This is a genomic window from Shinella sp. BE166 (assembly GCF_051201095.1).
GTDB lineage: Bacteria > Pseudomonadota > Alphaproteobacteria > Rhizobiales > Rhizobiaceae > Shinella > Shinella lacus.
Genome location: NZ_JBPEHL010000035.1, coordinates 1 through 20037 on the forward strand (window position 1 = coordinate 1; position 20037 = coordinate 20037).

General features: G+C 59.9%; 19 protein-coding genes. 10 read left to right on the top strand and 9 right to left on the bottom strand.

Features of this window, described 5'->3' with window-relative positions; translation table 11 throughout:
• From J2Y63_RS34045 to J2Y63_RS34060, 4 genes are all read right to left on the bottom strand, one after another.
• Positions 1 to 257 (bottom strand): dihydrodipicolinate synthase family protein (locus J2Y63_RS34045; protein ID WP_435269628.1); only part of this gene is annotated, 257 nt, incomplete at its 3' end.
• Positions 258 to 389: 132 nt separating this feature from the next.
• The gene (locus tag J2Y63_RS34050; protein ID WP_435269629.1) at positions 390 to 2939 is read right to left on the bottom strand and encodes an HWE histidine kinase domain-containing protein; all 2550 of its coding nucleotides are present in this window, start codon (positions 2937 to 2939) and stop codon (positions 390 to 392) included.
• 120 nt (positions 2940 to 3059) lie between these two features.
• Positions 3060 to 3410 carry a hypothetical protein gene (locus tag J2Y63_RS34055; RefSeq protein ID WP_435269630.1) on the bottom strand — a complete coding sequence of 117 codons (351 nt, stop codon included), beginning with the start codon at positions 3408 to 3410 and terminating at the stop codon, positions 3060 to 3062.
• Positions 3411 to 3892: 482 nt separating this feature from the next.
• Positions 3893 to 4882, bottom strand: coding sequence for a zinc-dependent alcohol dehydrogenase family protein (locus J2Y63_RS34060; protein WP_435269631.1), 990 nt, complete (start codon positions 4880 to 4882; stop codon positions 3893 to 3895).
• Between the two features lie 101 nt (positions 4883 to 4983).
• Between J2Y63_RS34060 and J2Y63_RS34065 the strand changes: the two genes are divergently transcribed.
• On the top strand, positions 4984 to 5880 hold the full coding sequence (locus J2Y63_RS34065) for a LysR substrate-binding domain-containing protein (RefSeq protein WP_435269632.1): 897 nt from the start codon (positions 4984 to 4986) through the stop codon (positions 5878 to 5880).
• A 110-nt stretch (positions 5881 to 5990) separates the two neighbouring features.
• Here J2Y63_RS34065 and J2Y63_RS34070 read toward each other — a convergent pair whose 3' ends face one another.
• The 5 genes from J2Y63_RS34070 to J2Y63_RS34090 all read right to left on the bottom strand — a co-directional run bounded on the left by J2Y63_RS34070 (position 5991) and on the right by J2Y63_RS34090 (position 10866).
• Positions 5991 to 6398: a cupin domain-containing protein gene (locus tag J2Y63_RS34070; RefSeq protein WP_435269633.1), complete on the bottom strand. Its 408-nt coding sequence runs from the start codon at positions 6396 to 6398 to the stop codon at positions 5991 to 5993.
• An 11-nt stretch (positions 6399 to 6409) separates the two neighbouring features.
• A complete protein-coding gene (locus J2Y63_RS34075; protein WP_435269634.1) occupies positions 6410 to 7441 on the bottom strand; it encodes an aldehyde dehydrogenase family protein in 1032 nt (343 codons plus the stop codon).
• Positions 7442 to 7443: 2 nt separating this feature from the next.
• Positions 7444 to 8523, bottom strand: a complete 1080-nt coding sequence (locus tag J2Y63_RS34080) for an Ldh family oxidoreductase (RefSeq protein WP_435269635.1) — start codon at positions 8521 to 8523, stop codon at positions 7444 to 7446.
• A gap of 68 nt (positions 8524 to 8591) precedes the next feature.
• On the bottom strand, positions 8592 to 9761 hold the full coding sequence (locus tag J2Y63_RS34085; RefSeq protein WP_435269636.1) for an alpha/beta hydrolase family protein: 1170 nt from the start codon (positions 9759 to 9761) through the stop codon (positions 8592 to 8594).
• A 25-nt stretch (positions 9762 to 9786) separates the two neighbouring features.
• On the bottom strand, positions 9787 to 10866 hold the full coding sequence (locus J2Y63_RS34090) for an Ldh family oxidoreductase (protein WP_435269637.1): 1080 nt from the start codon (positions 10864 to 10866) through the stop codon (positions 9787 to 9789).
• Between the two features lie 390 nt (positions 10867 to 11256).
• On the opposite strand from J2Y63_RS34090, the gene J2Y63_RS34095 reads away from it, so the two are divergent.
• The 9 genes from J2Y63_RS34095 to J2Y63_RS34135 all read left to right on the top strand — a co-directional run bounded on the left by J2Y63_RS34095 (position 11257) and on the right by J2Y63_RS34135 (position 19809).
• On the top strand, positions 11257 to 12504 hold the full coding sequence (locus J2Y63_RS34095) for a LysR substrate-binding domain-containing protein (protein ID WP_435269638.1): 1248 nt from the start codon (positions 11257 to 11259) through the stop codon (positions 12502 to 12504).
• A 223-nt stretch (positions 12505 to 12727) separates the two neighbouring features.
• Positions 12728 to 13696: an amidohydrolase family protein gene (locus J2Y63_RS34100; protein ID WP_435269639.1), complete on the top strand. Its 969-nt coding sequence runs from the start codon at positions 12728 to 12730 to the stop codon at positions 13694 to 13696.
• 29 nt (positions 13697 to 13725) lie between these two features.
• On the top strand, positions 13726 to 14529 hold the full coding sequence (locus J2Y63_RS34105; RefSeq protein ID WP_256116750.1) for an ABC transporter ATP-binding protein: 804 nt from the start codon (positions 13726 to 13728) through the stop codon (positions 14527 to 14529).
• An 18-nt stretch (positions 14530 to 14547) separates the two neighbouring features.
• Positions 14548 to 15408 carry an ABC transporter permease gene (locus J2Y63_RS34110; protein ID WP_435269640.1) on the top strand — a complete coding sequence of 287 codons (861 nt, stop codon included), beginning with the start codon at positions 14548 to 14550 and terminating at the stop codon, positions 15406 to 15408.
• A 102-nt stretch (positions 15409 to 15510) separates the two neighbouring features.
• Positions 15511 to 16542, top strand: a complete 1032-nt coding sequence (locus J2Y63_RS34115) for an ABC transporter substrate-binding protein (RefSeq protein ID WP_435269641.1) — start codon at positions 15511 to 15513, stop codon at positions 16540 to 16542.
• A gap of 110 nt (positions 16543 to 16652) precedes the next feature.
• Complete coding sequence (locus J2Y63_RS34120) at positions 16653 to 17567, top strand: phosphate ABC transporter substrate-binding protein (RefSeq protein ID WP_435269642.1); 915 nt, start codon at positions 16653 to 16655, stop codon at positions 17565 to 17567.
• Positions 17568 to 17595: 28 nt separating this feature from the next.
• Positions 17596 to 18615: an amidohydrolase family protein gene (locus J2Y63_RS34125; protein WP_435269643.1), complete on the top strand. Its 1020-nt coding sequence runs from the start codon at positions 17596 to 17598 to the stop codon at positions 18613 to 18615.
• Between the two features lie 14 nt (positions 18616 to 18629).
• The gene (locus tag J2Y63_RS34130) at positions 18630 to 19484 is read left to right on the top strand and encodes an HpcH/HpaI aldolase family protein (protein ID WP_435269644.1); all 855 of its coding nucleotides are present in this window, start codon (positions 18630 to 18632) and stop codon (positions 19482 to 19484) included.
• A gap of 91 nt (positions 19485 to 19575) precedes the next feature.
• Positions 19576 to 19809 carry a hypothetical protein gene (locus J2Y63_RS34135; RefSeq protein WP_256116757.1) on the top strand — a complete coding sequence of 78 codons (234 nt, stop codon included), beginning with the start codon at positions 19576 to 19578 and terminating at the stop codon, positions 19807 to 19809.
• The last annotated feature ends 228 nt before the right edge of the window (positions 19810 to 20037 follow it).

Sequence of the window (20037 nt, forward strand, 5' to 3'; positions counted from 1 at the left end):
GCGAAGCCGGGAGCCGAAACGCCAACGATGACCGGGACCTTGGCTCGGGAAACCACCCGCTTCACGATGGCACGGCTTTCCTCGGGCTCCAATTTAGGCGCCTCACCCATGATCCCGAGTATCGTGATGCCGGTGCAGCCGCTTTCCTCGTAAAAGTCCGTCAGTCGATCGATAGAAGTAAAATCGACCGATCCGTCTTTGAGAAAAGGTGTTGTCGCGATTGCGTATACGCCTTTGGAGCTCACGCTGAATGCCATTTTTACGGTCCTCCCGAACCCGTCAATGCGACTCTGTTTGGCGTCCATTGGATCGCGGCGGTTACGCGATCCGTCATCGTTTATCGCAGCCAGGCAGCACTGATGGGCCTCAAGCTCGTGATGAGCTTGCCCCTATTTTGAACGGCGCCTTTCGATCAGCGACGAGAGCGCTGTAACAATTGCATTTCGGTTATATGGTTTTCGGACAATCGGCACACCCGTCAGTGTCTCAGGAAGTTCAGCGCCCTCTCCGTAGCCAGTCGCAAATACAAAAGGAGTGCCCCTTTTTCTCAGCTCCTCGGCAACCGCGAAGGAATTCGTGGCGCCAAGATTGATGTCCAGGATGGCGAGATCGGGTGGACTGGCTTCGATCTGCGCCATTGCCTGTTTGACGGAACTGGTGGTGGCGACCTGCGACAAACCCTCGTCGGCAAGCATGGCTTCCAGATCGAGGGCAATGAGGATCTGATCCTCGACGATGAGGACCGAAGGATCTGTTGCACTCAGGCCCTTTGGGCGAGGGGAGGCATCCTCCTCCAACCGCACTGCCACTCCCGAGCCTGGTGCCGTCAGCCTGACGTGGGGAGGGGGAATTTTGAATGTTGCCTCAAGTCCGGATGCTTCGAAGCGGATCGCGCTTTCGCCATTGAGGTCGTAGGGAACACTCCGCTCGATGAGTGCACTGCCAAAGCCGCTGCGGGAGGGCACATGCACGACAGGGCCTCCGTGCTCGCGCCAGCGGATTTCGCAAGCATCATTCTTCGCCATCGACCAGGAAACGTCCACCGTGCCCGAAGCGACGGAAAGCGCGCCATATTTAGCGGCATTCGTCGCGAGTTCGTGAAACACCAGCGCCATGACGGAGAATGCGCGGCTGTCGAGCCATACGGCCGGCCCAGCAAGGCTCACGGTCGATGCTTTCGATCGGTAGGGCTGAAGCTCTGCTTGCAGGAGATCGCTGAGAATGCCACCGCCATCGCCGCGAACCACCTGGTCATGGGCGACCGACAGGGCTTCAATGCGACCTTGAAGGGTGGCGACATAGTCTTCGAGCGTGCTCTTGTGCTGCTGCGGGCTCGTCACGAGCGACTTGATGACAGCCAGGATGTTTTTCACGCGATGACTGAGCTCCTGGTTCAGCATGCGCTGCCTCACCTCGGACTTGCGCCGTTCCCCAGCCATCAGTTCGTTGTGCCTCAGCACGATTTCGACGATGGAGATGCGTGCAATGTCGGCAATTTCACGATCCGCATCCGTCCAGGCCTGGGCTTGGGCCTTCACCGTCTCCTTCCAGATCGCGAAGCTCTTGCGCGGCGTGAGCCGGTCACCGAGGGGGCCGGTATCGTAGGTCTTTTCCGGATTGCCCGCCCAGTCGAGGGTTTGCACCAGCTCCTTTCGAAAGAAGAGGAGGCAGTCCGATCCTGTTTGGGAGAGCGGAATGGCAAGCACCCCGGACACGCGATCGCTGTAAGATGCAGCCTCCGGCAATTTTTGCGACAGTGCGTGGGTTGCCCATACACGACCTTCGCTGATGATCCTGATGAACTCGAGGAGATGGGGGACCGCTTCGTCCGGCGGAGTGGTGCCATAGCCGGCCCATTTTCCGTCAAACATCACGCCGATGCCGTCGTTTGGCAGGAGTTGGGCGAATTCCTGCAAGCTCTGCCTCAGAAGCTCACCGACATTTTCATGGTGGGACGAAAGAATGAGGAAACGATCGAGCGCCTCCCGGATACCGGCAACGGCCGCGACCCGCTTGCGCTCCTTCAGTGACTTGAGATGAAGCGAGAAAAACTCGCCGAACACCTCCATCGCCACGCGTTGCGCCATGGGCAGGGCTTGGGGAGAGTAGTGGTGACAGGCGATCAGGCCCCAAAGAGCGCCATCGAGGATAATGGAGATCGACATAGAGGCCGCGACACCCATATTGCGCAAATATTCGCAATGGATAGGCGAAACGCTGCGCAGATGCGCGAAGCTGAGATCGAGCGGCTCGCCGGATGCATCCAGCACTGGATTGACCGGCACTCGCTCGCCACTGGCGTCGGCGATGACGCGAATCGTGTTCTTGAGATACAGCGCGCGCGCCTGCTGTGGAATGTCGCTCGCCGGAAAATACTGGCCGAGGAAGCTTTCAAGATCGGCGCGTTTTGTCTCGCTGACGACCTTTCCCGAGCCGTCCTGCTCGAAACGATAGATCATCACGCGGTCGTAGCCGGTCGCGCCTGCAACGATCCGACCTGCCCGCTGCACGAGGCGGTCGACATCGGTGATGTCGCTGATGCGGCCGATCATCTCGCGTGCGATATGCAGGGGCTGGCCAATCGAAGGCGCCTGTTCGAACTCGACGATGACCGCGGATTTGTGGTGATGGATGGCAATGTCGAACACACGCTCCCCGCACACCATGTCGAGAAGAAGCGCTGGCCGCGACGCAGTCGAGACGGTTGCGAGCGCGTTGCGCAGGTCGTGTAGCAGTTGTTGTCCGACCACGTCGCCGACATCGCGGCCGAGAAGATCACCGTCATAGCCGAGGACGATCCGTGCATTTTCGGAAGCTCTCTCGATGGTCGTCAGGCCGATATCACAGGCGAGAAGGCATCCGTGCGACTGAATGCTGCCTGGTATGTGGATGGGCTCGCGATCGCAGGTATCGAGATTGACGGGTTCAGTCGGCGACAAGAAGTTCACTTTCAAAGCATTGCAGCGCAAGGGCGAAGACGGCATTGGCAGACGTGGCCGCCCGCTCGATATCGAAGTCAGAGGCCTCGTCCAAGAGTACGAGAAAGGACTGCCACTGCGCTATGTCCTTTGACATAACGGCGAGATGCCGCGCTCCAAAAGCCTCATAAGGCCGAGGGCAGCCGCCCGCTGGCGAAGAACTCGGGCTCCAAGCGTGGAGCCTTCCAGCACATAAAGCGCACCAAGCAAGACACTGTGGTCATCCAGGTCCATGTCGTGAGCGGCATTTCCAGCCGCTGGCAAGCCCAGGTCGATAGCGTCTCTGTTAAGAGACTTTGCAAGCGTTATCGGGCGCCAGGACCAGCCGGCCGGCCAGACGACATGCTGCAACGCGCCCTCCATTGCAGCGCGGAACTTGCTCACGCTCGTCAGATAGCGCCCATATTCGTCGACGGTATTGAAACTGCCCACGGAAGCGTCCAGTCGCTCATGTGCCGCCTGTGTGCGTCTCCTGAGAGAAAAGCGTCGTTCGCTACCTGCCAATCTTTCCTCCAAAGTGGGACCGCCAACATCTCCCCAAAGCGGCGTCGCAACGAAACACGTCTTAAGCGATGGATCGAACACAAAAATCGTCGTGGAATCTATGCGCTCCCATCTTGTCGGGCAAGGGCAAGGCTGCACTGCTGGGCCAGCTCAATAGCAGTTTTTGCTCATGCGAGCCCGAAAGTGGAGTTTCACAAGAGTCACATCTGGACGCTTCAAACCGGAAGCTCTGCTATGAACAACGCCGCAATTGCCAATACATTTTGATCATCTTTTCTCCGCTGCTCGCATCGTTCTTTCACGGATTCCACCTTGTCTATGACATCACGCTGGGTCGTGAACTCCGAACGGTGGGTTTTGTTCCGATACAGATTTCATCGCGCCTATCGAGGCGTCGGATAGCCTCGCGTCTAAAGAGTGACGACGACTTTACCGAACTGACTGTTCGATTCGAGATAGCGGTAAGCTTCCACGATATCATCGAACGCAAAGGTCCTGGCGATTGTCGCAACAAGTGTACCGGAGGCCAGGCCATCGACAATAAAAGCCTTAGCGTGTTCCAGCCGGTTCGGATCCCGAATGAGTTCGTGCACCAGATAGCCGCGCAGGGTCAGGGTCTTCGACAAGGCTGCGAGCAGCGGAAATGGCGTCGGCTGCGGGTCGAGACCACCATATTCAATGAGGATGCCGCCTTTTGACATGGCATCCGACAGAGCGCCGACCATGGGGCCTCCGACCGCGTCGAGAACGACCCGGATATTCTCACATCCTGTAATCTGCCGCAGCCGCTGTGAAAGCGGCTCCTCGGTCGTTGCGATCACATATTCCGCTCCCGCATCGAGCAGTCCCTGCCGCTTCGCCGATGTGCGGGTGAGTGCTACAGGGACGGCGCCGATCTTGCGGGCAATCTGGATCGCCGAGATGCCGACGCTGCTCGATGCCGCCGTTATGACGACGGGTTCGCCCGGTTGCAGTTGTGCCAAATCCACAAGGGCGCCGTAGGCGGTCAGGTATGGCATCCAGAGGGCAGCGGCTTCCGTCCAGCCAAGGTTCGCAGGGTTTTTGACGACATGGTTGGCGGGAAGGACGGCAAACTCGCCGTGCGTGGGATAAGTGGTCATCGATATAGGAGGTATTACGCTGACCGCATCGCCCGACGAGAACCCGTCGACGCCTGCGCCGACGGCATCGACAACGCCGGATGCCTCAAGCCCCAGCCGGGCAGGCAATGTCGGTGTTTCGATATAAGTACCCGCCCGTATCAATGTTTCGGCACGATTCAGCCCCAAGGCCTTTACGCGAATGCGAACCTCGCCGAAGCCAGGCCCCGGAATGTCGATTTCCTCGATCTGCAGGACCTCCGGTCCGCCGTGCCGGTGGAATACGATAGCGCGTGCCATAGGGTCACTCCGAAATAATGATTTGGAATGATCTATGAATGATGCGGACCTCGCGATAAATGACGAATACTTTATGTCAGAAATAATCAGTGGTTATGAATATGGACCGTTTGACAAGCATGGCAATCTTCGTCAAGGCGGTCGACCTCGGGTCGTTCGCTGCAACTGCGGACGCCTTCGAGATTTCCGGGCCGATGGTGGGGAAGCACATAAAATTTCTCGAAGATCGGCTCGGTATTACCCTGCTGCATCGCACCACGAGAAAGCAAAATTTGACGGAGCCTGGCAAAGCTTATTACGCGCGATGCCGTTCGATCCTTGCCGAGGTGGATTCCGCCGACGCCTTGGTCGCCGGGGATCTGACACAACCCCGCGGGCGACTGAGGGTGAGTTTGCCCGTCCATTTCGGAAGACGCTGCGTGGCGCCCATACTGCTGCAGTTGACGCGCCGCTTTCCGGGGCTCGAACTTGACCTATCCTTCACCGATCGCATCAGCGACCTCGCGGAAGAGGGGTATGACTTCGCCGTACGTACCGGGGAACTGGAGGATAGGACGGACCACATCGCCCGACGGATTGCCACGCAGAAGATGATCGTCGTCGCATCTCCCGCCTATCTCCAAGCGAACGGGACGCTGGAGACGATTTCTGACATCGCGGCGCATGTGGTGGTTCTCTACCGCCGCTCGGGAATTGTTGCTCCATGGGTTTTTCCACGTGGATCCGAACCGGATGCTAAGGTCTCTGTTACCGGACGTCTGCGTCTTGACGATTTAAATGCGATCGCCGATGCAGCGGCCGACGGCGAAGGCTTGGCGTGGCTGCCGCTGTGGCTGGTAAAGGACAGGCTAGAGGCTGGAACTCTCATCAATGTGCTGCCGACCGAGAGGCCGTTTCTATATCCTGTGCATGCGGTATGGATGAGGACAGCGCATTTGCCATTCAGCGTGCGGCTGGCGATCGACGAGTTGGCCAAATCTCTACCCGACAAGATGTAGTCTCGCCGCTTCGACACTAGGGGCATTTTATGCCTCGGCACTCTGGGCGCAGCTTTTTCCCTGCCTTGCTGTGGTGTGATCGGCTTATCGGTCGAGCACGCCAGCAGGCGTCATGTCTTGGCCTTCCCATGCTCGGCATCGATCGAGTGGGTTTCGCCGGTTGCGATCATGGTGCGTGTTGCGTCGATGGAGGCATAGGTCCAGAAGATGCGCATGGGCTTGTCCGAGGCGTTGATGAAGCGATGCGGGACGTTGGCGGGGATCCAGGTCGTGTCGTTGGTGTCGAGATGATGTTCGACACCGTCGATCTCCGCGATCGCCCGGCCTTCGATTACCATGACGCTTTCCTCGCAATTGTGGCTATGCAGCCCGATCGCCGCCCCCGGATCGAAGGCCGTGATGCCGTTGATCATGCTGGTGGAGCCGCAGGCGCGGGTGACCAATGGCGTGGTGCGCGCGCCGCCACCGCGGTCGTTGGTCTTCATCTCTCTCGGGCGAAGGATGGCGGCTCCGGTCATGCTTGGTCTCCTCATGCTGCTGGCTTGGCTGGACCGATCCAGACGGACTTGATGTTGACGAATTCGCGGATGCCGTAGACGCCGAGTTCGCGCCCGTAGCCGGACCGCTTGATGCCGCCGAAGGGGTAGCGTGGGTCGGAAGCGACCATGCCGTTGATGACGACGGCACCGGCGTCGATGTCACGGGCAAGCGTGCGTGCGCGGGCGATGTCCCGCGTCCAGATTGCCGATCCCAAGCCAAATTCGGTCTGGTTCGCCAGCCGCACAGCGTCTTCTGCATCCTTTGCCCGGATGATCGCGGCGACGGGACCGAACGTCTCCTCGCAAAAGGCGACCATGTCGGGCGTTACATGATCGAGCGCGGTCGGCGCATAGAAATAGCCCGGACGGTCGACCGGCGCGCCGCCGGCCTTCAGTTCGGCACCGGCAGCAATTGTCTTCTCGACCTGCGCGTGAAGTGCGCCCATCAGGTTTTCGCGCGCCATCGGGCCGATATTGGTGTCGCGCTCGGTGGGGTCGCCGACCTTCAACTTGGCAACCCCTGCGCAAAATAGCGCGACGAAACGATCGGCGATGCTGTCCTCGACAATGAAGCGCTTCACGTTGACGCAGGACTGGCCGACATTGATGTAGTGTGCTTTTACAGCAACGGCGGCAGCCTCGTCCAGATTGGCATCGGCGAGCACGATGAACGCGTCCGATCCGCTGAGTTCGAGCACCTGCTTCTTCAGCGCCTTGCCGGCCTGCGTGGCGTAGAAATCGCAATTGTAGGCGCATTTCTCGATCTCGGCTTCCGCTTCCACAATCGGCTTGCCCATTTCCTGCGTGATCGGGGCCGCATATTTCGGTTTGCCCGCCCGCAGAACACGCGCCATGCCGGCGAGGAGCTTGGCGCGATCGTCGACCGACACTCTGCGCCACGCCTTCTGCGCATCCGCCGCCGCCGTCAAAGCCCTGTCTACGTAGGCATCGTCATGGGGTTCGAATGCGGCAATCTCCGCGCCGGTTGCGGGGTTGGTGGTGACGATGGCTTTCTCCGCCATCGTCACACCCTTGCGCTAAGCGTGGCAATGCCGAGCTCGGTAGCAAGCGCATCGAGTTGCGTGAGGAGAGGGGCGGCGAGGGGAACACCCGTCGACGAGCGCTCTGCGCGGCGCGCCGTGCGTTGCTCACCCGGCATGCGGATTCGCATGCCGGCGATTGTCTGGCCGGACCGCAGGTTGGCCAATTGTTCGCTCAGCACCGCCGCGAATACGTCCGGTGGCATGAAGCGTGCAATATCCAGCGCAAGGATGAAATGACCGGTATTGGTGGCAGACGTGCTGTCGGCGTTGAAGTCGATGACCTCTTTGCCAAAGGCGGCGCCATTGAGAGTTCCGGCCAGAATGCCCAGGACAAGGGCAAGGCCGCTGCCCTTGTATCCGCCGATGGGAAGAAGCACCCCGTCAGCCGTGCGCGTCTGGTCGGTCAACGGAGCTCCATCCTCCTTCGAGACCATCCAGCCCTCCGGCAGGGGTTTGTCTTGAAGGACCCGCCCTTTGACCGTGCCATAGGACACGACGGTCGTTGCGATGTCGAGGAGCACGGGAGGGCCGTTTCCGGCGGGGATACCCACCGCAAGGGGGTTCGTTCCCAACAACGCCTCCGTGCCGCCCCAGACGGCCATGTGGTTTGCACTTGCAACGGCGGAGTAGATACCGATCATTCCGGCCTTCACCGGCATCTCGGCGTAAAGCGCGCCGGGGCCGGCATGGTTCGATCCTCGCACGCCGACCCATCCGATGCCGGTTTCCCGAGCGAGAGAAATGGCAGTCTCGGCCGCTTTGCTCATCACCAGATGGCCCATGCCGTTATCGCCATCAACGACTGCAACGGATGGCCCCCGTATTTCGGCGCGAATATCGGGTGTTGTATTAACCGCATCGCCACGGATACGGCGGACATATTGCGGCAGCCTGAAGATGCCATGACCATCGGCGCCGGTTAGGTCCGCCTCTGCCATCAACTCCGCGACCCGGTCAGCGTCTGCAGCGGACAGGTTGCAGGCGCGCATCGCATCGCGAATGAGGCCGTGGATGGCAGCGATGGGCGTGGCGATGGTGGCGGCGGAGCTGTTCACGCTCATCACGCTTCTCCATGTCTTGTATTCTAAGAAGGATTGGCCCCGACTTGGCTTTGTCGTGGCCGTATCGCTCAACGGCCATGGACCAGCTTGTCTTCGAACCAGCTCCACATCGTGGCGGTGCCGTAAGTGAGATAGTCGCGCTGGCAATGCTGTGCCCCGCCTTCCTCGCCATCGAAGACGCGGATGGTCTTGTCCGCGGAGCCGATGGCGTCGAAAAGGGCCTGGGCGTCTTTGAGCGGCACCTGCTCGTCATCCGCGCCATGGGTGACGAGGAAGGGGCATTTCATGTTCTGCACGACGCCGTCGAGCCGGAAAGGCTCGAGCTTTTCGAGTGCCTCTTCGACGGTGTCTACGCCGAGGATCCAGGTGATGTGGTGACCCGGCACGGACATGGAGGCGTTGAACGAGGCTTCAATGCGGCGCTTCCACACCGCGTGGTAATCCCAGATAGCACCCCAGGCGACACAGGCGGCAAAGCGCGGCTCCATGGCTGCGCAACGCGGGGCGTAATATCCGCCGAGGCTGATGGCTACGACGCCGATTTTCTTCGAGTCGACGTCTTCACGCGTTTCCAGGTAATCGATGCAGGCACCGCCGGCGGCTTCGTAGTCGTGGCGCAGGTGAAGGCCGCGGAAGCGGATCGCCTCGCCCGTGCCGGGGCCGTCCATGACGAGAACCGAGATGCCGCGCTTGATGAGGTCAGGCACCCCGAGCACGAACTGAATCTCCTTGGTCACATCCAGGCCGTCGAAGAAGACCACGCAGGGCGTCCGTTCGGATTTCGCATTCTGCGCCGGGACGAAATAGCCCGGCAGGCTGCCGCCTTCGAAGGGAACCTCGACGATCTCGATCTTGTAGTCACCCAGTTCCGCGAATTTGTGGAAGCATTCGACGCCGGTGCGATAGGCATCGAGCGCACGCTGGTCTTTGGGCGTGCGGAAGCGTTCGCCCATCTGATAATAGTGGCATGCCCTCAGATAGAATGCTGCGGCCGAGACCGGATGGCCGGACGCCTCGAAGGCTTCGCCGCGCTGCCGCACTTCATCCGCGACGGGGATAAAGGCATTGAACCAGGCCTCATCATCGTCCGCTCTTTTCCCCTGCAATTGACGCCCAACCTTGTGCAACTCGCTGATGTCTGTGCCGCCATAGGGGGTTCGTCCAAGCATGTTGATGAAGGCGGAAGACCATCGGTAATTGCCAGGGAAGTACATGAAATACTTGGGCACGTCGGACATTGTCAGTTCCTGTAGCTGTTGCGATTTATAGCGAGAAGGGGATCGGGCAATCGAGTTGGTGCGCAAGGTCCGCAAGTCGTTTCGCGACGCTGCGGTCGAGCGGGATGCCTCCCTTCGAGCGTTTGGCACATATTGCGGCGCGGCGGGCACCAGGCCAGCGAACAGCGCTTGCCCCAAGTGTTGGCGTGCTTTCGGCAAAACTATCGAGATGGCGGGCGATTTCTGCCTCGAACTGTGCCCGTTGCATGAAGCGACCGGGATCGACGGCGATGACCATATGGCCGACATCCGCCGGAGCGTCGGCGGGCTGATCGAAGGGGCGTATGTCGCGGCCGAACGCCGCGCCGCTCATCACGCCGGCTAAAAGCCCAATCGCGAGGGCGAGCCCGCTGCCCTTATGTCCGGCGATGGGGGCAAGCGTGCCTTGTGAAAGCTTTGTGGGATCGGTAAGCGTCTCGCCCGTCATGCGATCGAGAACCCAACCACCCGGCAAGCTTTGGCCGGCCATGGCAAGCGTCTTCACGGCGCCGAACGCGGCCACTGATGTCGCGAAGTCCAGTACGAAGGGCGCTTGGCCTGCCGACGGTACGGCAATCGCCAGCGGATTTGTGCCGAGAAGCGGCTCAGCGCCACCCCACGGCGCCATATGGTTGGCGGCAGCAACAGATGCGCATATGCCAACAAGGCCTTTGCGGGCGATATGTTCGGCGTAGATTGCCGTTGCGCCCGCATGGTTTGAGCGTCTCACGCCGACCCAGGCGACGCCCGCTGTCAGCGCAAGCTCGCCCGCCAGTTCTGCCGCGCGCAAGGCCGAGAGATGGCCGATGCCGCCATCGCCATCCACAAGCGCGACCGCAGGGCCGCGTATATCCGATGTTACCAACGGGCGGGGATTGATGAGGCCTTTCCGAAGGAGCGCGGAATAGTCCGGAAGACGGAAAACGCCGTGAGCATCCGCTCCGCAAAGGTCGGCCTCGACGATCAGGTTGGCTGCGGTCGCCGCATCCCCGTCGCCCATCCCGCTTGCCGCGAGAATGCCGGCAGCCAGCGCTGCAAGCCGATCATGCGAAACGAGCAATGCGCTCTCAACGCCAAGGGTACTCATCAGCTAATCCAATGCCGGCTCGTACGAGCGGTGCACTTGCTGCTGCTATACGGGTTCATGGTCAGGCTCCTCCCTGATCGGGTGGTATCAGCCCAGGCCATGAAAGGCGGAAGGAGGACAGTCCCGATGTCGGAACAGTGCGGCAATTGCCTGTCCTCAACAAATTCGAACAGCCGCAATGTCCATAAAAAAAATCTGAACCCTTCTTTGGTGAATGGAGAAGAATTGGCATAAGCTAATGGGGAAGAGAGGGAAGGAACGGCCGAAAAAATCGGCAAATCCGCATAAAGCCACGGACCTGGCCATGCCTTGAGAGAATGCGTGGTATAGGATTTTGTGAAGGGCGGCCATTTGTTGGTAGCGATACCTCGATGCCTGGGAGGGCGCATCATGAAGGACTTGGACGATCTCGACACACTGCATACGGGCCTTCCCGCACTGCCCAATCCTCGGCATCTGCGTGTGATGGAGGCCGTTGCAAAGCATGCCAGTGTCAGCCGCGCAGCAGAGGATGTGGGGCTCTCCCAGCCTGCGGTTTCGCAGGCGATTTCCGTGCTGGAGGAGCGTTATGGACGCCCGCTGTTCGACCGGTCGCGCAACGGCACCTTTCCAACTCCAGCCGGAGACGTATTGCTCAAACGCGTCAGGCGGGCATTGGCGCAGATCGAGGCTGCCATCGCCACTTTGTCCCGGGGGCAGGCAAATCCTGCCGTTGTGCGCAATATTACGAGCACGCAGATCCGCTGCTTGATGGCAATCGCCGGGCGCAATTCGTTTTCGCAGGCGGCGCGTGATATCGGTGTTTCGATCGCCTCGCTGCAGCGCGCTGCGCGCGAGCTGGAGGCCAACGTCTCGGTCTCCCTATACACGGCGTCGAAGAACGGCCAGCAGGCGAATGGCGCCGGCATGGAACTGGCGCGCCGCTTTGCTCTCGCGCTTCGTGAGATGGACGCGGCGGTTGACGATATCCGCTTTCTGGACGGCGTCGAAAGCGGGCGCGTGCTGGTCGGCACGCTGCCGATGTCCGGCGCCTATCTTATAGGCACGACGATCGCAAAGCTGACGAATGCGGTCCCGGATGCGCAGGTATATGTAACCAACGCCCCATACGACATGCAGATCGACAGTCTGCGTCGCGGTGAGATCGATCTGATTTTCGGTGTGCTGAGGGCGGGTGATACCGCGGATGAATTACAGACAGAAATGATGTTCACGGACCCCTACTGCCTGATCTGCCGAAGCGGGCATCCGCTGACGGAGCGGTCCAGCGTTACGGCCGACGATCTCCGCGTCTATAACTGGGTCGTGCCTAAGGCGGGCAGCCCGCGCCGCAGCCAGTTCGATTGGCTGCTGCGCAAGCTTGGCGTCACGGCAACGCTCGGCATCGAGGCAAGTTCGCTGAACACGATCCTCGCGGTTTTGAACTCGAGCGACCGGCTGGCGCTCGTCAGCCGCCATGAAGCCGACACCGCGCTTATGCTCAAGCTGGTACACGTCATCGATTCCCCCATTCCCTTCGCTTCGCAAGAGAAGGGCGTCACAATGCGGCAGGGATGGGTACCGACACCTGTCCAGACGCGTTTTCTCAATATTCTTCGTGCGGAGGCTTCAAACTTCTCCGGGAGTGGCAATCGTTGAGCATCCCGAGACGGCGATCGCCGTCGTTGGTGCTTCTGCTTTTTTTTATACGGGGCAGACCAATTCCAATTGGAGAACTTCCACCGACTGCGCGTAACGTACATCGTGTCGTCGCAGGACGTTTTCGGACGGAGGAGGTCCCGAAAACGCCGGCCCAGCGCCAATCGCTTCAAAGAAATTTGTTCGCGCAAGCGCCAAGCCAGGCACTGCTTCAGACTTGCTGATGAGCGATCTTATGCCGCTCGTCGTCCCAGCCCCTCCTCAAAGTATCTCGGCGAATGGTGTTGTCCTTCGTCACCGGTCCCGCGTTCGGCGGGGCGACAAGAGGATCAAAATGAACGTGCCAGTCATAGACATCCACCCTCATATCATTTCAGACGACCAGCAGCGCTATCCGCATGCACCGATCTTCGGTGAGCGCTCCGAGTGGTCCCGCCATCAGTCGCTCACGATCGAGCAGCTTATCGAGGCGATGGACGAGGCGGGCGTCCGCAAGGCCGCCGTCGTGCAACCCTCGACCTGCTACGGCTACGACAATTCCTATGTCGCCGATGCGACGGCGCATCATTCCGACCGTTTTACAGGTGTCGGGGCCATCGACATGGCGGCGCCGGACGCGGAAGAAAAGATCCGCTACTGGGTCGGGCGCAACCTGAGCGGCGTACGGCTCTTCACTGGTGGCGGCAGCACGAAGTCCTTTGACAATAATGCGCTGGACGACCCGGCATCCTTCCCAGCCTGGGCCTTGTGCACCGAACTCGGTTTGCCGGTGTGCATCCAGACCGTTCCGTCCGGGCATGCGCAAGTCGCCGGCATGGCCAAGCGTTTTCCAGGGGTCAACATCATCCTGGATCATCTCGGCCGGCCCGACGTGCAGGATGGCCCGCCCTACAATGGAGCACGAAGCCTTTTCGCTCTGTCCGCTTTCGAGAACATCTACTTGAAGCTGACGCCGCGCGGTGTGCGCGAGGCACGCAAGACGCCGGCGAGCTGCGAGACCTTCTTTCCGAAGCTCGTTTCCGTCTTCGGGGCGAACCGCATTGCCTGGGGCTCGAACCATCCGGCAACCGCAGGCGTGCTCAAGGAGAATCTCTACGACATGAAAATCGCCCTCTCGTCGCTGACCGACAGCGATCGAGACGCGATTTTCTCGACAACCGCGCAAAAGCTGTACCCTTCTCTTAGGGATTGAACCGCTTGGACCTATTGGAGGAGGAACCAATGGAACACAGGATCAAACTATCCGCGGAGAAGGTCTCGAAGACCTTTCGAATCCGCGGAGGGGGAGGGACGCCTGACAGTTTCCTGCCCGTGCTTCGTAATGTCAGCTTCGACATCTTCGAAGGCGAGATCGTCTCGATCATCGGCGAGAGCGGCTGTGGCAAGACAACGCTTCTCAGGATCATCCAGGGGCTCATCCGCCACGATGCCGGCGACGTGAAGGTCGATGACAAAGTGGTGGTCAAACCTGGGCGCGACCGCGGCTTCGTCTTCCAGCAGGCAAGCCTGCTTCCCTGGCGCACTGCACGGGCCAATGTGGAGTTCGGTCTTGAGCTGCAGAACATCCCGCCGGCCAAGCGCCGCGAGAAGGCCCAGGACCTGCTTGCGCTCGTCGGTCTCAGCCATGCACAGGAGCAGTTTCCGCACGAGCTTTCCGGCGGCATGCAGCAGCGTGTCAACCTTGCGCGGGCGCTCGCTATCGACCCGGCCATCATGCTGATGGACGAGCCCTTCAGCGCCCTCGATGCACAGACACGCGAGGTTTTGCAGGCAGAGCTTCTGCGAATTCAACAGGAGGTCGGCAAAACCACAATCTTCGTCACCCATGACCTTGACGAGGCGATCTATCTCAGCAATCGCGTCATCGTTCTGGCTGCAAAGCCGGGTCGGGTGAAGGAAGTGATCGATATTCCCTTCGACCACCCCCGCCCGCCGCTTCCCGAGCTTCGCGGCGACCCGCGTTTCCAGGAATTGCGCGGCCGCATGTGGGAGCTGATCCGCTCCGCTCCCGCTGTCGCGGCGTAAATCGAAGGGAACAGAACAATGACAGTACAATCCATATCCGGCAAGCTCGACATACGTTCGGCCAAGATTATTGAAACCAATCCCGTGCCGAATATCGACTACGAGGACATCGAGCCGCCAAAGGTCAAAAAATCCCACCTGTGGGCCGTACGGCTCGCTTCGATCGTGTTTACGGTCGGCAGCTGGGAAATCCTTGGCCGGCAAGTCGATCCGCTGTTCATGTCCTATCCGTCGGCAATTGCCGCAGCCGCCGTGCGCCTCACCGCATCAGGTGAACTGATCAGCGCTACCTATTCGAGCCTGCGCATCGTCGCGATTTCTTTTGGCCTTGCAACGATCATCGGCCTTGCACTTGGTCTTCTGATCGGTCGTTACCGCTATGTCGAGGCCGCGGCGGACTGGCTGGTCAATGCCCTTTACTGCACGCCGAAAGTGGCGATTGTTCCGCTCGTCATCATCTGGTTCGGTCTCGGCGACAGCGCCAAGATCTTCATCGTCACGCTGCTGACTGTGTTCCCGATCCTCATCAATGCGATTGCCGGGGTAAAGAACGTTCCCCGCAACCTCATCGATGTCGGCGCGGCATTCGATGCGACCGAACCGGAAATCTTTCGCAAGATCATCCTGCCATCGGCTCTGCCTTACATGATGACTGGTCTGAGGCTTGGTATCGGCCGCGGTCTGATCGGAATGGTCGTCGCGGAGTTCTACACCGCCATCAACGGTCTCGGCGCGATGATCGTGAAATACGGCAACCAGTACGACACCGCATCTATGTTCGTGCCGATCCTCGTGCTGATGTTGCTGGGCGTGACGCTCACGATCGCGCTGAGAAGCCTCGACAAGTACTTCGCGCCCTGGCGCTACGTGGACGACTAGACCGTACGGCGGCGTCCTGCGGCGTGCCGTAGCTCTCCGCAGACCCGCAAGCCGAATGCCCGGCATGCTTCATTTCCATTTCAACGGTCAGGGAGGACCCAGATGAAACAGGAATCCTACACCATCAGTCGCAGAAATTTCCTCGCGGGAGCCGCAGGTCTTGCAGGCGGCATGCTCGTCGCACGTGTCGGCTGGGCGCAGTCCGGCTTCTCGGGTCACGTAAACATTGCCACCGCCTCCAGTAATCTCGCCACCACCATGCAGACGCTGCTGCAGCAGGGTGGTTTCCTGAAGCGGTTTGGTCTTGCCGCCGATCTGACCTTTGTGCAGGATGGTAACAAGCTGATGGGCAGTGTCCTTGCGGGTGATATCGATCTGTGCCCGCTTTCCGGCTTTTCGCAGCTTTTCCCTGCAGTCAGCAAGGGTGCGGCGGTAAAGCTCGTGAACGGCTCCGTCCGTTATGGTCAGCAAGCAATCTTCAGCAAGAATCCCGACGTCAAGTCGATCGCCGACCTGCGTGGCAAAAGCATCGGCATCGGCGCGATCGGCGCTCAGTTGCACCAGGTGACACTCGCCCTGTTGCTCAAGAACGGTGTCGACCCCGATGAGGTGACATTCGCCAATGTTGGAAGCAGCGCCGACGTTTTCCGGGCGATTGTCGCAGGCGTCGTCGATGCAGGCTCGAGCCAGATCGACAACATTCCGATCGCCGAGGAAAAGGGCGTCCACATCGTCGAAGGCGGCCGTATGTGGATCGATCTCAAGGAATTCCCGTTCCAAGGCGGCTATGCATCCGATGATGCGATCACATCCAAGCGGGAGTTGCTGGTGCACACGCTAGCCGCCTATGCAGCCCTGTTTCGCCACGTATCGAGTCCCGATTCACTCGAAGCCTTCAAAGAGGCGCGCCGCACTGCCTTGAGTGGAACGGGTGCCGATTTTGACGCTGCATCCGAGTTCCAATGGAAATTCATGCAGGAGAACCAACCCTTCGCCAACGACCTCGAAATTACGCCTGAAGGCGTGGATTACGTTCAGGACCTGAACATCCGCGTCAAGGTGCAACAGGAGAAGCTCCCCTTCGACAAGACCGTCGACATGTCGCTGGCGGCGGAAGCGATCAAGCTTCTCTGATCTTCTAGACAATCTCCTGGCGCCCTCGGGCGCCGGGGCCACTAGTCCCTGCCGACCGCTCTGCGGCGGACGGCATTTCTTTGACCAATTTGATCCTTCAGGTGGCGTCCGTGTTCGAACCGAGATCCTATCCCAGCCAAGGCAAGGTGCGTCTCCACACGCTTCTTGGCGACAATCCCAGTACCCGTTCGCTCAAGGATGGGACGCTGAAAAGCGAGCTTTTGAGTTTCGATTTCGACGACAGCTTTAAGATCACGCATGACGGGTTCAAGCCGATGGTCCGTGAGGGCCGGTTCGATTGCGGTGAGCTTGCCATCGTCACCTATCTGCAGGCGCGCGCGCTCGGGCGCCCGTTACTGCTTCTGCCGGCTCCGATCGGCGGACGGTTCCAGCACCATACGCTCGCGCATGACGCCTCGCGCGGCACGCTGTTGCCGCAGGGCCTTGCTGGTAAGCGCATCGGTATTCGCTCCTACACGCAGACGACGGTCACCTGGGTGCGCGGCATCCTGCGCACCGAATATGGCGTGTCACCGCAGGATGTGCATTGGATCGCACAAGAAGACGCGCATATGGCCGAGTATCGCGAGCCCGACAATGTCAGTCGGATCGAGGATCGCTCACTGTCCCAACTGCTGATCGACGGTGATGTCGATGCGGCAATCCTCGGCAACAAGAAGCCGGATGACCCGCGTCTGCAGCCGGTGATCGCCGACCCGGAAGCAGCCGCGTCCGACTGGTACTACCGAACCGGCATCGTGCCGATGAACCACATTTTCGTCGCGCGGGCCGATCTCAGCCGTCAGCGGCCGGACGTGATCCGTGCGCTCTACGACTTACTGCTTGAAAGCCGCGATCGCGACATTCCCTCGGAGCAAGGGCGGCAGATGCGGCCGTTCACACTTGCTGCGCTACGCCCTTCGCTGGAGGCAATCATCGACTTCGCCCTGTTCGACGGCCTGATTGATCGCCGTCTGTCGGTCGATGAGCTGTTCGACGAAACGACCTCTGCGCTCGGCGCCTGATTTTTCCACACAACATGCGAGACGGACGATGATCATCGATTGCCACGGCCATTATACCACCGCACCTGCGCAGCACGAAGGCTGGCGCAAAGCGCAGATCGACGCGAAAGGCGACCTGTCGCAGCTTGGCCGGCGTGAAGGCGCGGTCATCACCGACGACGAAATCCGCGAGAGCCTGGAAAAGACGCAACTTCGCATGCAGCGCGAACGCGGGACCGATCTCGCGATCTTTTCGCCACGCGCCGGCGGTATGGGCCATCATATCGGCGACGAGAGGATGAGTCAGCAATGGTCCCGCGTGTGCAACGATCTCATTCGACGGGTGTGCGATCTATATCCGAAAAACTTCGCCCCTGTCTGCCAGCTCCCGCAATCCCGGGGTTGCCGGCCGGAAAACGCAATCCCGGAACTCGACCGTTGCGTCGAGGAGATGGGGTTCATCGGCTGCAACCTCAATCCCGACCCGTCCGGTGGCCACTGGACGGAGCCGCCGCTCACTGATCCATGGTGGTTCAAACTCTACGAGCGATTGGAGGAACTTGGCGTACCGGCGATGATCCATGTCAGCCAATCCTGCAATCCCAATCACCATTTTACCGGGGCCTATTACATCAACGCCGATACCTCCGCCTTCATGCAGATCCTCGAGTCCGATCTGTTCGAGCGTTTCCCCGGTCTGAAGATGATCATCCCGCATGGTGGCGGAGCGGTGCCCTATCACTGGGGCCGCTACCGCGGTATGGCGCTCGACAGGAAACGCCCAGCGCCGGCGGTTATGATGGGCGAGAACCTGTTCTTCGACACCTGCGTCTACCATCAGCCCGGCATCAATCTGCTGGCCGAGGTCATTCCAGTCGATAACGTTCTTTTCGCCTCCGAGATGCACGGCGCGGTGCGCTGCGTGGACCCGGACAGCGGCTACTTCTTCGACGACACGAAGCGCTATATCGATCGTCTCGACCATCTCGATGAGGATGGCCGCCGCAAGATCTTCGAGGGTAATGCCCGGCGCGTCTTCCCCCGTCTCAACCAGCTTATTGCACGTTAAGAGGAGGACCCACCATGACCCGCCTCAACCAGCTTATCCGCACACTGGAATCCGGCAGCAAGGCCTTCGCCACCTTCGCTCCGGCAGAACCCGAAGCCGCGCTCTGGGTAAGCGCTGCGCGCTATGACGGCGTCATCTATGAGATGGAGCATCGGCCATGGGATGCCGTGCGCCTGCGTGACACCTTGCAATATATGGTCAATGCCCCGCGCGCGATCGCGACCGGCCTGCCGTCGCCCGCCGTTACCCCGATCGTGCGCATTCCCGCCAATGGCGGCGAAATGAACCAGTGGCTTGCAAAGCAGGCGCTGGACATGGGTGCCTTCGGCATCGTCTGGCCACATGTCAGCACGGCGGAACAGGCCTACAATGCTGTCTCGGCTTGCCGGTATCCGCGGCTGAAATCCGTACCGGGCTACGAGCCCGCGGGTCTTCGCGGCGACAGTCCGGGAACCGCTGCGCGCATCTGGGGCGTCGGCACCGACGAATATTACCGCAAGGCCGATGTGTGGCCGCTGGCACCAGAGGGTGAAATACTCGTGGTCCTGATGATCGAGGACACGCTGGCGATCGACAATCTCGACGAAATCCTCTCACGAGTTCCCGGTATTGGCGCGGTGATGATCGGGGAGGGAGATCTGAGCCAGGAGTTGGGCTATCCGCGCCAGTACGAACACCCCGATGTCGTTCGGGCGATGACGGAAATCGTGCGCATTTGCAAGGCGCATGCCGTCCCGGTCGGTCATCCGCACGTCGGCTCGAAGAACCTTTCCGCCGTCTTGGAGGCGGGCTACGATATCCTCGTCGCAGGTGCTGTTCGCTCTTTTGGGACGTTGGAAAGGGGTCTCGAGATGTCGAACAGGCTGTAGCGACCGAGCCAGCTTCTGGGGCGATCGGGTGGCAACCTCTTGAAATTGTAATGGGGTCTCTTACGTAGGCTCATATTTTGAGGAGGCGTTCGTGGACCACATTTTCGTCAAGACAGCATTTCAGCCGGAAGAATTAAGCGCCCTTAAATTACTATTCGAAGAAATTACATCGCAACCGTGGTTTGACCTGTCAGATGGTGCGAAGGAGGCCTTCGCTAAGTATCTTATCGAGACATTTCCGGCGGGCGCCTTCGACGCAACGAAACATCGCTCGGTACTCGAGGCGTCGGCGAGGATGTTCTACAGTCGAGACACGGCCGCCTAGATGTTCACTGCGGGTGTTCATCGCCGATGTAACAAGGCTAACCACGCAGTAGTCTACGACCCCTATCATTTCGAGACCGTTTCGAATTAACATTGTGTCAGTGGCAATGCTGGGAGCGCCAGAGGTCGATCACCTAGGCTCAGGACCTATTAATTTGGTTTGAGCTGTGATTCACGGTTTCTGGAAGGAGACCGTGATGAGTGATTTGTTTCTGCTGAGCGAGAGCCA